Origin of the sequence: Bacillus sp. Je.9.29.b (genome assembly GCF_051129925.1) — a bacterium.
Lineage (GTDB): Bacteria > Bacillota > Bacilli > Bacillales > Bacillaceae > Bacillus > Bacillus safensis.
The window spans coordinates 20,726-35,800 of record NZ_JBCPSO010000010.1; the positions used below are offsets into that span (position 1 = coordinate 20,726).

At 39.9% G+C, this 15,075-nt stretch carries 14 protein-coding genes; 10 read left to right on the top strand and 4 right to left on the bottom strand.

Translation table 11 applies throughout. The annotated features are described in order from the left end of the window. The first annotated feature begins 654 nt into the window (after nucleotides 1-654). From AAZR19_RS17655 to AAZR19_RS17670, 4 genes are all read left to right on the top strand, one after another. Nucleotides 655-6,801, top strand: coding sequence for a SpaA isopeptide-forming pilin-related protein (locus tag AAZR19_RS17655; RefSeq protein WP_434703880.1), 6,147 nt, complete (start codon nucleotides 655-657; stop codon nucleotides 6,799-6,801). 21 nt (nucleotides 6,802-6,822) lie between these two features. After that, nucleotides 6,823-7,425: a class D sortase gene (locus tag AAZR19_RS17660; RefSeq protein WP_226015535.1), complete on the top strand. Its 603-nt coding sequence runs from the start codon at nucleotides 6,823-6,825 to the stop codon at nucleotides 7,423-7,425. After that, a complete protein-coding gene (locus AAZR19_RS17665; protein WP_434703883.1) occupies nucleotides 7,418-7,744 on the top strand; it encodes a hypothetical protein in 327 nt (108 codons plus the stop codon). The genes AAZR19_RS17660 and AAZR19_RS17665 overlap by 8 nt, the downstream gene beginning before the upstream one ends. A 395-nt stretch (nucleotides 7,745-8,139) precedes the next feature. Continuing rightward, a complete protein-coding gene (locus AAZR19_RS17670; RefSeq protein ID WP_434703885.1) occupies nucleotides 8,140-8,952 on the top strand; it encodes a leucine-rich repeat domain-containing protein in 813 nt (270 codons plus the stop codon). Between the two features lie 92 nt (nucleotides 8,953-9,044). Here the strand turns inward: AAZR19_RS17670 and AAZR19_RS17675 are convergent, their stop codons facing one another. The 3 genes from AAZR19_RS17675 to AAZR19_RS17685 all read right to left on the bottom strand — a co-directional run bounded on the left by AAZR19_RS17675 (nucleotide 9,045) and on the right by AAZR19_RS17685 (nucleotide 10,363). Continuing rightward, nucleotides 9,045-9,359, bottom strand: a complete 315-nt coding sequence (locus tag AAZR19_RS17675; protein ID WP_003217878.1) for a DMT family transporter — start codon at nucleotides 9,357-9,359, stop codon at nucleotides 9,045-9,047. Further along, nucleotides 9,360-9,704, bottom strand: a complete 345-nt coding sequence (locus tag AAZR19_RS17680) for a DMT family transporter (protein WP_076839080.1) — start codon at nucleotides 9,702-9,704, stop codon at nucleotides 9,360-9,362. A gap of 80 nt (nucleotides 9,705-9,784) precedes the next feature. After that, complete coding sequence (locus tag AAZR19_RS17685) at nucleotides 9,785-10,363, bottom strand: TetR family transcriptional regulator (protein ID WP_025093485.1); 579 nt, start codon at nucleotides 10,361-10,363, stop codon at nucleotides 9,785-9,787. A gap of 176 nt (nucleotides 10,364-10,539) precedes the next feature. On the opposite strand from AAZR19_RS17685, the gene AAZR19_RS17690 reads away from it, so the two are divergent. The 4 genes from AAZR19_RS17690 to AAZR19_RS17705 all read left to right on the top strand — a co-directional run bounded on the left by AAZR19_RS17690 (nucleotide 10,540) and on the right by AAZR19_RS17705 (nucleotide 13,524). Further along, nucleotides 10,540-11,085: a VanZ family protein gene (locus AAZR19_RS17690; RefSeq protein WP_076839078.1), complete on the top strand. Its 546-nt coding sequence runs from the start codon at nucleotides 10,540-10,542 to the stop codon at nucleotides 11,083-11,085. After that, nucleotides 11,086-11,550 (top strand): DUF6884 domain-containing protein, encoded by a 465-nt coding sequence (locus AAZR19_RS17695; RefSeq protein ID WP_075622583.1) that lies wholly within the window; start codon nucleotides 11,086-11,088, stop codon nucleotides 11,548-11,550. A 150-nt stretch (nucleotides 11,551-11,700) separates the two neighbouring features. Then, nucleotides 11,701-12,330, top strand: coding sequence for a rhamnogalacturonan acetylesterase (locus AAZR19_RS17700; RefSeq protein WP_024425819.1), 630 nt, complete (start codon nucleotides 11,701-11,703; stop codon nucleotides 12,328-12,330). Nucleotides 12,331-12,483: 153 nt separating this feature from the next. Beyond that, nucleotides 12,484-13,524, top strand: a complete 1,041-nt coding sequence (locus AAZR19_RS17705; protein WP_024425818.1) for an NAD(P)/FAD-dependent oxidoreductase — start codon at nucleotides 12,484-12,486, stop codon at nucleotides 13,522-13,524. Nucleotides 13,525-13,585: 61 nt separating this feature from the next. On the opposite strand, the gene AAZR19_RS17710 is transcribed toward AAZR19_RS17705, so the two are convergent. Continuing rightward, on the bottom strand, nucleotides 13,586-13,912 hold the full coding sequence (locus tag AAZR19_RS17710) for a YnfA family protein (protein ID WP_024425817.1): 327 nt from the start codon (nucleotides 13,910-13,912) through the stop codon (nucleotides 13,586-13,588). A 92-nt stretch (nucleotides 13,913-14,004) separates the two neighbouring features. Here AAZR19_RS17710 and AAZR19_RS17715 point away from each other — a divergent pair, with 92 nt between their 5' ends. Beyond that, nucleotides 14,005-14,391 carry an anti-sigma factor gene (locus AAZR19_RS17715; protein WP_434703889.1) on the top strand — a complete coding sequence of 129 codons (387 nt, stop codon included), beginning with the start codon at nucleotides 14,005-14,007 and terminating at the stop codon, nucleotides 14,389-14,391. A 100-nt stretch (nucleotides 14,392-14,491) separates the two neighbouring features. Then, nucleotides 14,492-14,995: a hypothetical protein gene (locus tag AAZR19_RS17720; protein WP_163115484.1), complete on the top strand. Its 504-nt coding sequence runs from the start codon at nucleotides 14,492-14,494 to the stop codon at nucleotides 14,993-14,995. The last annotated feature ends 80 nt before the right edge of the window (nucleotides 14,996-15,075 follow it).

A 15,075-nucleotide genomic window follows, 5' to 3' on the forward strand; every position in this document is an offset into this window, starting at 1 on the left:
CCTCTATATGATGAAGTTCACTTAAAGAACATTTGATTTTCTAAATAGGCATAAAATGATTTTAATGTTTAGGCTAAATCGTTTTGTCTTCACTTTTCATGATAAAAGAGAAAAAAATTAGACGAAAACAAATGTTATGCCCTGATTCTTCATATATTTCTTTTAAAAGGTGATAAGTAAGCCATGAATCCTATAAAAATGGATCATTTTAGATATTTAAGTTTATTTTTTTGCTGTTGAAACGGTAAATGTAAGAATAAAACACAGCAGCTTTTTGATTACCATATGAAAGGGAGTAGAAAGGAATGCGGTCTATATGATGCTGAACTGTCTAACCATACATACCATAAGATACATGCTTGTTTCATATGAACGAACCATATGTGAGTACATGCTTATATATGCATGTATTTATAATTTATTGTTTATTCCAGTATAAATAGAAACATTCTTCATGATCCCTCTCACTATTCCCCATTTCTATGGACCCCAATCCATTTATAGAATCCACTACTCATGATTGATCAACTCATTTTATTCATAGGGTCTTAAGGTGCAAATTTTTAAAAAAATATTAGATCAGAAGCGGAGTGATTGATCAGACAGTATACAAATGATTTTTTTATCATTGGTGAACATTAAATTTAGAAAAGGGTGGATGTATTGAAAAGAATATTGGCGCTGGCACTCATTACCGTGTTAGTCATACAGTCTAGTATATTAGGAGTCTTGCCTTTAGCAGGGGCACAAGCAAAAGAAATTCAAGAAAACATTTATGGGGATATTGAGTTTGCTGATAGCGAAGGCAATAAGTTATCAAGCATGGAAGATCAGCAAGTAAGAAAGGCCACTGTGCATTGGTCTATAAAAGGAATTGATCTAAAAAGGCAATATCCGTATGTACTCTCTCTCCCTTCTGCCATCCAGGTAGAAAAGGAGCAGAAGGAACCCATTACTGTGGGTGACATAATTGTTGGTGAGTATACCGTTTCAAAACAAAATGAAGTGACGGTCATATTTAAAGAAGATGTTGAGCTTGATCCAAATTTAGAAAGATCAATAGACATCGATGTCACCAGTATAGCTGAGCAAAAAGAGAAAACAAAGCAAAACGAGAGTGAAGAAAGCCTTCCAAAAGAGGAGTCAACCTTATCTGAAAAAGATGCTAAGAATCAAGAAGCCGCTCAAACGAAACAAAGCGATGAAGATGAATTACTAAAAAACAAAGTGAATGTATCTAAGCGTGCAGGGCTGCAAAGTGTTTCAAAACAAATGCAGATACAAGAAAATCTCCTCACTGATGCGAAATTAATTTTTGAAGATCAGGAAGGAAATTCAGTTGAAAAGCCTGACATCAACTCGCTGATTTCCATTAACTATGAGTGGGCCATCCCGAACGGTCATAGCTATAATGGCGGGGATGAATTCCATTTCAAGGTTCCAGAGGAATTAGTGATTTATGAAAAAATCGATCGTCTTGAGATGAAATTTAATCAGGCAACCATTGGTTATTTTTCTGTAGATGAAAGCGGAAATGCCTCCATCGAATTCACTGATTTTATTAAACAATATTCAAATATCCATGGAACACTTCAAGTGTGGACGCAATTAGATAAAAAAACTGTCATTACTGAAGAAAAAGAAGTGGTCATTACCCCGATTGAAGGAAAGGATAAAATAACAATCCCGATTCAATACATTCCAAATGGCCCAAACGTCTCTAAAAAGGGAGAACCAAATCGATCTTACAATGCTGAAACCATTCAATGGACAGTAGATTTTAATATGGATTTAGAAGATGTGAAACAAGCGAAACTGTTAGATCCGATTCAAGAAGGTCAGGCGTTGAAAAAAGATTCAATCAAGCTTTATCGTATTGATACAAAGCTAAATGGTGAAACATCGCTTGGTCAGCAGCTTGACGAAAACCACTACACGATCGGCCAAACAGCAGATGGTCAAGATTTCACGATTGAATTTAAAGATGACGTTCATCTAGCTTACCGTTTAATGTATGAAACGGACATTACGAATCAAGACCAGTCTGCGTTTCGTAATAAAGCGTCCCTTGTCTCTGGTGATAAAGTGATCAGTTCAGCAGAAGGCACAGTGAATGTGACAAGAGGCAGTCCTTTAAATAAAAAAGCCGCCCAATACGACCCAGTCACACAAACAATTACATGGGAAATTCGTTATAACTATAACGAAAAAAAGATTGCTGAAAAGGACGCTTTGTTAGAAGACTTCTTTAACGGCACACAGGCGCTGATATCTGATTCCATTCAAGTCAAAGAAGTCACAATTGATCAAAATGGCAACGAAGCAGGAACAAAAGCGTTTGAAAATTATGTGGTTCAACCTCAAAAAAAGGATGAACAAAACGGGTTTACCTTGCAATTCAATCAAGATATTCAATCGGCTTATCTCATCACCTATCAAACAAAAGCAACCGAGCGGATTTTTGAAGCTGAAGAGATTATCAATACGGTAACAGCTGGCAAAGAGAGCAAACAAGGGAAGCAAAGAATTGACCAGCAAATCCTAACGAAAAGTCATGGAACACCGAATTACAAGAACAAGACCATTCCCTGGCGTATCACCTTCAACAAAGATCAACAAACGATGAACAATGTGATATTAAAAGATACGTTTACAAACGAAGGATTGACGCTGCAAAAAGATAGTTTAAAAGTGACGACAGGTAATACAGTGCTTGAAGAAGGCACAGATTATCAAGTAGTTGAACATGCAAATGGATTTGATATTCAATTTACGAAAGAAATAAAGACAGAACATACCGTCACATATACAACGTCTTTTGACTATGAAAAAAGAGCAGATAAAGATCAAAAGAACCTGCGTAATCATGTAAAGCTTGAATGGGTAAATGAAGAAGGCAAGGATTTGACGAAGGAAAATCAATCTGTCTTCACGCCTGACACATACACGCAGTCAAATGGCTTCAAAAACGGAACTTATAATGCAAAGAAAAAAGAGATCACATGGAATATCGGTGTGAACTATAACTTGAAACATCTAGAAGAGGCGAGAATTGAAGATTTCATTCAAGGAAACCAGCGTTTGCTTAAAGATTCAATCACCGTCTATTCGCTTGATTTACATGGCGGGGAAAATGGTACGGAAGAAAAAGAGGTATTAGCGAAAGAAAATTACGACATCAAATTCCTTGAAAATGAAAAGGGAGAAACAGGCTTCGAAGTCATTTTCAAAAAAGCCATTGATTCTCCATACAAAATCACGTATCAAACAAGTGTTGAAGGAATGGATTTAGTACAGAAAACCTACGATAATAAAGCGACCCTTTATGATGGACAGACAAAAGAATCAGACGTGAATGCTGTGGTGTCCATTCCAAATGGGGGGAAATACACGAGCAAATCAGGAAATCAACAAGGAAAAGTCATTGATTGGAAACTAAATATCAACTTTGGTCAATCAACAGTCCAAGATGCGACGATTATAGATCATCCAAGCACTAACCAAGCCATAATAGAAAACTCATTTCATCTCTATTCGACGACAATAGATGAAAAGGGGCAAGTGACAAAAGGAGAAGAGCTGGAAAAAGGGAAGGATTATGAGCTAGATCTTGAATTCGATCCAGATTCTTTTCAAATTAAATTTAAAGAAGAAATCACGAGACCATATATTTTGGAATACCAATCTCTCATTTTAGATAAAGTGGGAAGTACACTTCAAAACGAAGTGACGTTTAGAGGTGAAAATGTAAAAGAAATCAAAAAGGAATCCGAAGCCTCAATTGTGGTCAAACGCACCGCTGGCATGGGAGATGGCACAGGATCGATTGGTGCTTTAACCGTTAAAAAGGTAGATGCGAGTAGTGGAAAAGCGCTAAAAGGAGCAAGCTTCTCTCTGACAGATGCTGCGAGCGGTATTGTCATAGGTACAAAGACAACAGATGAAGAAGGAGCTCTTCGATTTGATCGTCTTCTGTATGGTGACTATATCGTGACAGAAGAGAAAGCACCTGATGGTTATATTAAAACGAAGGAACCGATCCATGTAACGATTGATCAGCCTTACGAATCAGGAGATCAAGCGAAAACAGGAAATAGCATGACGGTCCAGAACCAAGAAATCCGCCAGCATGTCAAGTTAACGAAAAAATACAAAGAGACGGGTGCAGCATTAGAGAATGCAGAATTTGAACTGAAAAATGAATCTGGAGATACCGTCCAAACCGATTTGAAAACGGACGAAAAAGGAGAAATTCTTTTCAAACATCTTGAGCCAGGTTCCTATTATTTTGTGGAGACAAACGCACCGAAAGGCTATCAGTTAAATCAGCAAAAATGGCCGTTCACCATTAAAGAAAATCAAACAGAAACAACAATTGTAACTGCAGTAAATGACATCATCAAAGGCTCTGCAGAATTGAGCAAAATAGGTGAAGGCGGAGAGCGACTAGAAGGTGCACAGTTCAAGCTTTTAGATCAAGATGGGCATGAGCTAAAAGGTTCGCTTGTCACAGGAGAAAATGGCAAGATCACGATAAACGAACTAAGGCCGGGTACGTATCACCTCATTGAAACAAAAGCACCCGATGGTTATGTATTAGATGAAACGCCAATCAAATTTGAAGTACCACTTGATCCAAAGGAACCAGTCGTCATTTCACAAAAGAACCTATATGAAACAAGTGCATTAGAAGTGATGAAAGAAGGGGAAGATGGCAAGAAACTTCAAGGTGTTCGATTTGAAGTCAGGGATCAAAATGACGAAGTTGTGCGTAAAAATTTGACAACAGATGAAGATGGGAAGCTTTTGGTCGACAACCTCAAACCGGGCAAATATCAGCTCGTAGAGACAGAGAGTATTGATGGTTACGAAAAGAAAAATAAGCCTTATCCGTTTACCATCGAAGTCGCACAAAAAACACCAGCAGAGATCAAAGTGATCAATGATCTTAAAACTGGAGCTGTCGAGCTCACGAAGCGCGGTGAAAAGGATGATGTGCTTAAAGGAGCAGAATTTAAGCTTGTAGATGCAAATGGAAAAGAGATGAAAACAGGTCTCGTCACTGATCAGAACGGGAAGATCATCGTCAACGATCTGAAACCTGGAACCTATCAGTTTGTTGAAACGAAGGCTCCATTCGGTCATGAGCTTGACGAAACACCTGTCACTTTTGCTATTCCATTTAACCCTGAGAAGCTGGTCAGTGTGACAAAAGAAAATAGCCGCACTACAGGCGGAGTGCTACTGCACAAAAAAGGCGAAGATGGGAAATCATTAGAAGGGGTTGTCTTTGATCTATCTGATGATAAAGGAAAGATAGTGGCAGGAGGAGAAGGGGTTACAACCAATCAGGATGGAAAGATCACCTTCACAGGGCTAAAACCTGGAACCTATCAATTTGTTGAAAGAAAGAGTCTTGAAGGCTATGAATTGAGTACGAAACCACTTGTCTTTGAAGTTAAATTAGGTCAAAAAGAGTTGATTCAAGTGGAGGCCATCAATCAGCTTAAGAAAGGTTCTGTAGAACTCACAAAAATAGGGGAAGAAAAAGAAAGATTGAAAGGCGCAGAATTTACCCTTTTCAATGACGATGGCAAAGAATTGATGTCGGGTTTAACAACAAACGAGAAAGGCATCATCACTGTCAACGATTTGAAACCAGGCGCTTACCAATTGGTTGAAACGAAGGCTCCTTTTGGACATAAACTTGATGCAGAACCAGTAGACTTTAAGATTGAATTCAACCCAAATCAACTGGTGAAAGTGACAAAAGAAAATATTCGGACGACAAGTGCTGTGCAGCTTCAGAAAAAAGGAGAAGATGGTCAGTTGCTCAATGGAGTGACCTTCGATCTGCTTGATGAGCACGATCAGCGTATAAAGAAAGACTTAAAGACAGATAAAAACGGTCAACTGACAGTCGATCAACTGAAGCCAGGCACCTATCGATTTGTCGAAACAGCAAGCATTGCCGGCTATGAATTGGATCAGACACCTGTCACCTTTACGATTCGATTAGGTCAAGACAAACCAGCAAAAGTAGAAATGATTAACAAGCTGACGCCGGGAGCAGTGGAACTGACCAAAGTGGACGATGAGGGACATACGCTGGAAAATGCAGAGTTTGCTCTTCTGAGTAAAGAAGGAAAAACGTTGAAGAAATCACTTGTAACGGACCAAAAAGGAAAGCTTCACATCAACGATCTAAAACCGGGACAATATCAATTCGTTGAAACGAAAGCACCTCATGGCTATCAATTGGATCATCAGCCGATCCTGTTCACAATTGAGAAAAATCAGCAGAAGCCGCTTCAATTAACAGCGAAGAATCACTTGATCTTAGGAAGTCTGCGTATTATAAAGGTAGACCAGCAGACAGATAGAACCTTAAAAGGGGCAGCCTTTGACATTCGTACAAAAGCCGGGAAAACCATAAAATCTGTGACCACAGGAAAAGACGGAGAAGCGATTGTCAAAGGGCTTAAACCTGGAGAGTATATACTCACAGAGACGAAAGCACCAGATGGTTATGTAGCTTTAAAGAAGCCGCTCGCTTTTACAATTCAAATGGGCGAAGTGGAGATCAAGACAATGATTGTAAAAAATGCACCAGTGAAGAATGAAGAGGAACACACGAATCCTCCAGCCTCAGATAAAGGGGATCAGCATCCGCCTCATGACTCAAACGGTGAGCTGCCAAAGACTGGAGAAGAATGGCTGCGTTACTTGATGTATGCAGGGATTTTACTAGTAGTGTCTGGAACTGTTCTTCTTGTTATCAGAAGAAGAACCATTCAGTAAAAGGAAGGAACGAGTGTATTGATGAAAAAAAGAACCTTATTAGGCAGCTTTTTGGTGGTCACGGGGCTGATGCTCATCTCCGTTCCTTTTCTATATGAGTGGCGAACTTCTCAAGAGACAGCAGCAATGGAACAGGCATTAAAGATGATTGAAGAAAATGAAAGTGATGCCCTTTCTTCTATTCCACATTTAACTGTGTCAGAAGAAGACCTACGAGATGTGATGGAGCTAGAGATCCCGTCAATTGATTTAAACGAAAAAGTGCTTCCTGTTACAACAAAAGAAAATTTAGGTATAGCACTGACTCAAATTAAATCTCATCAAATGCCAGGTGAAGGGAATTTCACGATTGCAGGGCATAGAGGGTATAGAGGCGATCGTCTTTTCCGTCAGCTGCCAGAGGTATCTAAAGGAGAAAAAGTCGTCTTACATCATCAAGCAGAAACATACGAATATAAAATTGTCAGCTCAGCTACGATAGAACCGACGGATGTGGATGTACTAAAGGATCGCGGGAAAAATGAACTGACATTGATCACTTGTACACTTGATGGTCAGAAACGCTTTGTCTTAAAAGGAATACGAATCAATGCTTCAAAGGGTGAGCAGCCATCGGATGTATAACACCAACATAATAAATGATGGATGCGATGGAAAAGCAGCGCTCACGACCGACATGTTACACGAATTGTTATCAGAGCATTATCCAACTTTAAAAAATGAACATTGGAATGTTGATGTAGATACAATTCGGGCTTCGCCTATTCTTCACCCTTTATTAAAAAGACTGCTGCCAGTTGGTATTGAAAAATTCACCTGTGTTTTGTTCACGCAGCAGACAGAATCTATTGGAGAGCCTTTGATTGTGTACTTTTTATTGGATGAGAAAGGCGAATCGATTTACGCAATGGATCTCTTGCTCGAGCAGCAAGATACCCATTAAACGAGAAATAAAAAAGGATTAGCGGGTTTGATTTTAAGGTGGAAAAATAAAATCAGTCATATCATGAGGACTCTAATTCGTATATGAATTAGAGTTCTTTTATTTGTTTATATATAGTCGTTTTACTCACTTTATTATCTACTAAAAAGTCCGCTGCCTAGCAGATAGTCTCCAATGACTGCTTCATATTTTAGATGATAAAGATTTTATAAAATGGATTGAAAACAGAGGTCATAATCACGATTGGCGACCAAAGAAGATCATCTAGTTTTTATCCCTTCCCCTGTTTCTTCGGAAGAAATATCAGAAAGTGATAAAGATAATAATGTGTTGACTCCAAAATACTGATAAAATTTATTTAGATATTCCTTAATTATAGGTGTGGAGGTAAAAGCATGCGAAAAGAAGACCCCCAATATATTTTTCATCATGATAAACGACCAGAAGTTGTTCATGATTTAGCCGATGTAGATGAAAGCTCCACTGAGTTGTTAATCACAGGAAAAACAAAAAATATTGAAAGGTTGAAATCTTTTTCTAACCTGACGAAATTGTGGATTTACAAAGTGAACCAAAAGGAATTCAATACGATCTTGAGCTTAGTTAATCCCAAAATGCTCTATATGCGTGAACTGAGAGTAGAAGATTTATCAATCATCAGTTCTCTTAAAGATGTTGAGGTATTGGCACTTGAATGGAATACAAAGGCACAAAGTTTATGGGATTTATCAAAAAACACGTTTTTAAAATCTTTATCCATAACAGATTTTTCAAAGTTGAATGACATAGCTCCTTTGCAGAAAAAAACTGATTTAGAATGGTTAGAATTGTCAGGCGGCCTTTTTAATTCATTAAACTTAAATACTCTTCAACCTTTAAGATACCTCAAGAATTTAACATATCTGTGTTTATCAAATATAAAAGTGAAGGACGAGTCTTTAGAGCCGATATCGGAATTAGAGGGACTCAAGGAACTTGAAATTTCGAACCAATTCCCGACAGAAGAATATGCCAGGTTATCCGTAACCCTCCCAAATACGAAGTGTGATCGTTTTGCGCCATACATCTTTTTAACAAGTCCTATTGTAGATAAAGATGTGATGGTGATTGGAAAGCGAAAACCGAAATTAAATTCAAAAGTTGATGGGGAAAAGCTGCAAAAATACGAAGAACAATTTAAAGTGTATCAAGAAAAGTATATAAAGTAACTTAAAAAGCAATGGAACATCATTCCATTGCTTTTTCTATTGCTAATGTAATAGCTAATACCATCATAAATTTTTTCTTTCTTGTGATTCAATTACGCAAACAGCTTCAGCCCAACCACACCAATTACAATCAGCAGCAAGCTCAGTATACGAATCATGTTTTTCGGCTCTTTAAATAGAATCATATTAAACAAGACAGAGCCCGCCGTTCCAAGCCCGATCCAGACCGTATAAGCGACGGATACTTGAACGGACGAGAACGAGGCGTATAAAAACAAAAAGGATAACGCAAACCCGCCGACAAATAAAATGCCTGTCGTGATTTGCTTTTTCTTACTAAACATATTGAGGCCAATGGTTCCGCCGATTTCGCAGGCAGAGGCTAACAGTACAAAAAACCAGCCCATTTATACCGCTTCTCCTTTCTGCTCATGTACATCTCCATCAGACACTTTCAGTCCGATAATTCCGAGAATTAAAATGCCCATAAATAAGAGCTTTTCTAATGAAAACGAACCGCCAAACAGCGTATAATCCATCAAAGATGTCCCAATCGTTCCAACTCCGGCAAACACGGCGTACACGGTCCCTGTCGGCAGCTTTTCGCAGGCCTTCATTAAAAAATAAAAATCAACTGGGATCAGACAGATAATGACCGCCCATTCCCACACAGCATCAGCTCTATTTAAACCAAACACCCAAAGTAATTCGAATAAACAAGTGAGTGCAACATACATCCAGCTTTTTTTCATCGTATTTCCTCCTAAAACTCAAAACTGACGATTCGTCATTTTGAAACCAAAAAAGAGCGTACAGCAAGTGCTGTACTAAGTTAAGGCGTCTCTATGCCAAGTGCGTAAAGAAGAAATTGCTTCACCTCTCGCTTTTGAATCAGAACCTCTTCTGTATCTGTTTCCGTAAATAAGTACATTTGCTCAGCAGAAGATTCAAGTAAACCGATAATGAATTTGGCTGCATATTGACAGTTCAAATTCGCACGGACCCTTTTGTCCTGCTTTGCTTTTTCTAAAAAAGCAGCGACCCATTTGTAAATTGGCTCATAAATATCTTCCCATTCCTTTAAATGCTCGGTGGCGGCTAAGCCTGAGTAGGTCAGGGCAAGGACATCACGGTATTGCCTTGTAAAAGCGAAAATGAATTCAACAAGCGCATCTGCTTGATCGAGGACATCTGCATGCTGAGTGAATTCCTTTTCGATCGCAGGCACCATCTGTGCGATCAAATGTTCAGCGATAGCAGGCATGACGGAAAGCTTTGAAGGAAAATATAAATAAAACGTTCCTTGCGCTACTCCTGCTGCTTTCACAATATCCGAAATGGTCGTCTTTTCGATTCCTTTTTCTTTAAACGCATCAATCGCAGCAAGCATAATCTTTTCTCGTTTCGACATATCATCACCGGCCTTAACTGACTGAATGTCATTCATTTTAGCGAGAAAATGACGATTTGTCAATATGGTCTTCTCTTCATTGAATGTGAGAATAAGTGATGAATAGATGCGGGCAAGCCTGAATAAGCTGTAAATATGGTCAAGCATCATCATGTGAGAAAGGGGCAGCTCTCTGTATGACATCCAGTGCTATGTTTTCCATTACTTATTTTCTCCTGCTCGTCCCGCTCTATTTACATATGAGATACAGACAGGCAAAAAAGCACAATCGTTTTATCTATTTGCGAACAGAATTGGTCCTTGCCAGTCTGTTTATTTATACGAATGTTTTACTATATTTGACGGTCTTTCCAAATCGTTTTTCCGCCCCAAGAGATCAGGTGAGTGTCAACCTCATGCCTTTGCAGTCCATTTATCAAAATCTTCACGCCTACCATCACGGCTATCCAAATCTTGTCTTTTTAAATTTAGCAGGCAACATATTGTTATTTGTACCACTCGGTTTTTTTCTATATCAAGCCTTTCGAACCATGCGCTGGCAAAAGGCAGTTCTTGGGGGCTTTCTCCTGTCAATCATGATCGAATTGCTCCAATGGATGTTCTCGCAATCTGGTATCATTACAAGAAGCAGTGATATTGATGATATTCTTTTAAATACAATTGGCACAGCGCTAGGCTGTATCATGTATCAGATCTATCGAAAAAGGAAGGAGAAAACCTGAGTGAAGCGAGTTTGTATCATTCCATGTGGCGCGAAGAAAATTTGGGATGTCGATCCAGAAGCAGGGAGCCAGCCAGCGAATCATGTCTATTTAAGTCCCCTGCATCAGCGTACGAAAAGCTATGCTCAAACGTTCTTTTCAGACTGGATGATCGTATCAGCGAAGCACGGATTCTTAAAGGCAGATGATATCATACATGAAAATTATGATGTGGCTTTTGGTACACCGCATGCTAAGCAGATCACACGAGAAGAACTGAGCCAGCAATTTCATCAAAAAAATCTTTTCGCATATGATGAATTGGTGGTACTGGGTGGAAAGAAATATCGAAAAGTGATCGACCCTTTATTACAACCTCATCAAAAAGCAAATTATCCGCTGGCTCCATATAAAGGAATTGGCTACATGCTTCAGGCATTACATCAAGCAGTGGAATCAAAAATAGAACTTCCGCCGCATATTTAACACATTCACATCTACCGGTAAGCAGGGTTTTGATCTTTAAAAAGAGAATAATTGAAATAGCGATGCTGATTGTTTCATATCTTTTCAGCAGCCACTAGGATCTGTATCGCTCAGGTGAAGTGGCTCAATGAAAAAGGGAGGCGTATGAACATGACAACCATCTATTTAGCTGGTGATTCGACCGTTTCATCTTATCCAGATCGTCCTGTTCAAGGAGGATGGGGAGAGTTTTTACACCGCTATACAGCGCACGGGGTGAACGTCGAGAACCGTGCCATTGGTGGAAGAAGCTCAAAAACATTCATTGAAGAAGGACGCCTTGATGACATATTGGCTGACATTCAGCCGGGAGACTGGCTTTTCACACAAATGGGGCACAATGATGCTTCCAAGGAAAAGCCTGAGCGGCATACAGATCCTTTCACGACGTATAAAAGCTACCTGTCTCAATATATTCATGGAGCAAGAGCAAAGGGGGCAACACCACTTTTACTCACGCCAGTCGGCCGTTTTCATGAAAAAGACGGAGAATTTATCAATGATTTTCCTGATTATTGTGCCGCTATGAAAGAACTAGCTGATGAAGAAGAAGTCCTTCTCGTTGATTTAAATACGGCAAGCCTTCAGTTTTATCAAATTTCCGGTATAGAGAAAACGACCTCTTACTTTATGCTGTCAACAGGAATTGAGGATCGCACACACTTTACAAAAGAAGGCGCAGATGCGATTGCAAGACTTGTTTCTCTTGAATTAAAAGACCTTGGTTTAACCATTGTGTGATGGATAACAGGACGAGTGAGCGCTCGTCCTGTTCTTTTTTTGCAGAAAGCTATTGATTCCCTTCACTAGAGTAGACTACAATAGGTACATATGATAATGAGAATCAATATCACTGGAAAATAGATCATTCGATGGAAAACTGGAGGGACTCAAATGACAGATCAGCTTGAATTGTTTGACGTCACCATTATTGGCGGCGGCCCAGCAGGCATGTACACCGCCTTTTATAGTGGTATGCGGGACTTAAAGACGAAGGTACTTGAGTACAACGAAAGCCTTGGCGGGAAAATCCTTCTGTATCCTGAAAAGGTCATTTGGGATGTCGGCGGTTTGCCGCCAACAAGAGGAGAACAGCTGATACAGCAGCTTGAAACACAGGCGAAAACATTTGAACCAGAGATTGCACTGAATCAAAAAATCACGTCATTTGAGCGAGATGAACATAATCATATCCTGCTGACGGCTGAAAATGGTGATCGTCATTTGACAAAGACCCTCATATTAGCGATGGGTCACGGCATTCCAGTTCAGCGGAAACTTGAAATCGAGCATGCAGACCGCTATGAAGTGACAAACCTTTATTACACTGTCCAGGAGCTCAAGACATTTGCAGGGAAGCGGGTTGTGATTTCTGGAGGCGGCGACTCAGCGGTTGACTGGGCCAATGCCCTTGCACCGATTGCTGAAAGTGTCACCGTCGTGCATCGCCGTGACATGTTTGGCGGACATGAGAAAAATGTCGCCAATATGAAGGCAACTTGCAAACGAATTTTAACCCCGCATGAACTAACAGAGCTGCATGGTCAAGGCGACAAAATTGATGCTGTCACCATTCAAAATATAGAGACAGGTGAAAAAGAACGAATCGAAACAGATGCTGTGATCGTCAATCATGGGATGAAAGGCGATTTAAGCGTTCTATCGGAATGGGGTCTTAAGCAAGGTGAATGGGGACTGATCGAGGTTAATGAAAAAATGGAAACCAATTTACCGGGCGTCTATGCGGTAGGCGACTTGTGTACACATAAAAGCAAGGTCCGCTTAATTGCCGGCACGTTTGTTGATGGAGTCAATGCACTGAATAGCGCAAAGCTGTACATCGAACCAGAAGCTGAGAAAGTGGCGTACGTTTCCTCTCATAACGAACGCTTTAAAGAGAAAAACAAAGAATTACAAACGGCTGGAGCTCGTTGAAGCATTTAAATAACATAGCAAAGTGCTGCCCGTATGTGGCAGCACTTTTTATATGGGTCCATTAACTGCGAGGGGCAAATAACATCACACTGACTCCAGCTAAACAGATCAAAGCCCCCATCCAGTCATAGAGATCAGGTGTTTTTCGATCGACCCACCAGCCCCAAAACACAGCAAGAATGACAAAAACACCGCCATAGGCAGCATAAACCCGTCCGAAAGTCGGGAACTGCTGGAAGGTTGGAATGACGCCATATGCAACCAAGATGAGGCTGCCGGCGATCCCGAAGCTGACAGGCTTTGCTTCACGCAGCCAAAGCCACACCAAATAGCCGCCGCCAATTTCTGCTAAGCCTGCTAATAAAAAAAGAACAATCGTCACCATCATATACGGACACTCCAATTTCTCCAATTTACACCCTATTATGACATGAGGAAAGAATGCGTTCTACCTCAACTGAATTGAGAGGGAGAGAGAGTTTGCTAAAATCAGCTGATCAGAGAGTGGTCACAACATGGATTCTTGACTTTTGTACGATGGGTGATCCAAACGGTCTGTATGTCGTAAAGTGTTTACATTCTCATGAGGAGCACACTTCCTTTTCAGAAAAAGAACTTGTGGTGAGTGCAGACGGCTTAAAGGGTCCGCTTGATTCATCTGCTGTTTATCAAGTGTGGCTTATTAAAGGAGATCAGCCGGTTCCAGCAGGTGCCTTTAAAACAGATAACAAAGGGGAAGGAACCGTCACTTATGCTTTATCTGAAAAAGAAGCAGGCGAATCATGGGATACCGTGGCTGTTACACTTGAACCGAAAAAGGATAACAAGCTCCCGCAAGGTCCTGTCGTACTAAGCGTTGCTTTTTAAGTTTGATTCATGAAAAGGATGCCTTCTTGGGGCATCCTTTTTTGATAGCGAAGGGGAACATTTTGGCAATTGAAACGTAGTACATATGGAGGTGAAACACATGAAAACATCCATAGAAAAAGACCTATTTGTCTTATCAGTCAGACACGCATTGATTGCCATTTATTTTCTTGTGATCCCATTTGCAGTCCCAATTTTTTATCACCCATCTCCTTTATCGATAGCGCTTATTGCACTATTTATAACTCATAACTTAGCAGAAAGTATCATTTGGTTCTACAAATCGAGAAAGATTAGAAAGCACCAGTCTGGTGATTTATCAAAACGCGGGCAGCTCCTTAGCCAGTTCGTGCAAAGAGTTGAACAGCTCATCATCCTCGGTTTTGTGATTCTGTTGATCAATGAATGGATACAAGGAAGGGCGGATCTATCTACACTCTCATTCACTCTTTTTCTATTGGTCATCGTTTTTCTACAGCACGTCCAGTTTTACTACGTTCAGCTATTTTTTAAATCCAACAGCTGGTTCACTTATGTTCCTTCTTTGCAAAAAGCACGTCCTTCATACATGGCGAGGGAGCGAAAGGCTCTGAAAAGGTCATAAATGTGCCGTCATTCGTTTGATCCAGCCATCAACATCAGAAAATTATGATAAAATGTGGAAAGAAAGAATGGAGAAAGGGA

Bases quoted from the DNA above. Each gene is read 5' to 3' on its own strand.
- AAZR19_RS17660 (WP_226015535.1), top strand. From the start codon at position 6,823: ATGAAAAAAAGAACCTTATTAGGCAGCTTTTTGGTGGTCACGGGGCTG.
- AAZR19_RS17665 (WP_434703883.1), top strand. From the start codon at position 7,418: ATGTATAACACCAACATAATAAATGATGGATGCGATGGAAAAGCAGCG.
- AAZR19_RS17670 (WP_434703885.1), top strand. From the start codon at position 8,140: ATGCGAAAAGAAGACCCCCAATATATTTTTCATCATGATAAACGACCA.
- AAZR19_RS17675 (WP_003217878.1), bottom strand. From the start codon at position 9,359: ATGGGCTGGTTTTTTGTACTGTTAGCCTCTGCCTGCGAAATCGGCGGA.
- AAZR19_RS17680 (WP_076839080.1), bottom strand. From the start codon at position 9,704: ATGAAAAAAAGCTGGATGTATGTTGCACTCACTTGTTTATTCGAATTA.
- AAZR19_RS17685 (WP_025093485.1), bottom strand. From the start codon at position 10,363: ATGTCGAAACGAGAAAAGATTATGCTTGCTGCGATTGATGCGTTTAAA.
- AAZR19_RS17690 (WP_076839078.1), top strand. From the start codon at position 10,540: ATGACATCCAGTGCTATGTTTTCCATTACTTATTTTCTCCTGCTCGTC.
- AAZR19_RS17700 (WP_024425819.1), top strand. From the start codon at position 11,701: ATGACAACCATCTATTTAGCTGGTGATTCGACCGTTTCATCTTATCCA.
- AAZR19_RS17705 (WP_024425818.1), top strand. From the start codon at position 12,484: ATGACAGATCAGCTTGAATTGTTTGACGTCACCATTATTGGCGGCGGC.
- AAZR19_RS17710 (WP_024425817.1), bottom strand. From the start codon at position 13,912: ATGATGGTGACGATTGTTCTTTTTTTATTAGCAGGCTTAGCAGAAATT.
- AAZR19_RS17720 (WP_163115484.1), top strand. From the start codon at position 14,492: ATGAAAACATCCATAGAAAAAGACCTATTTGTCTTATCAGTCAGACAC.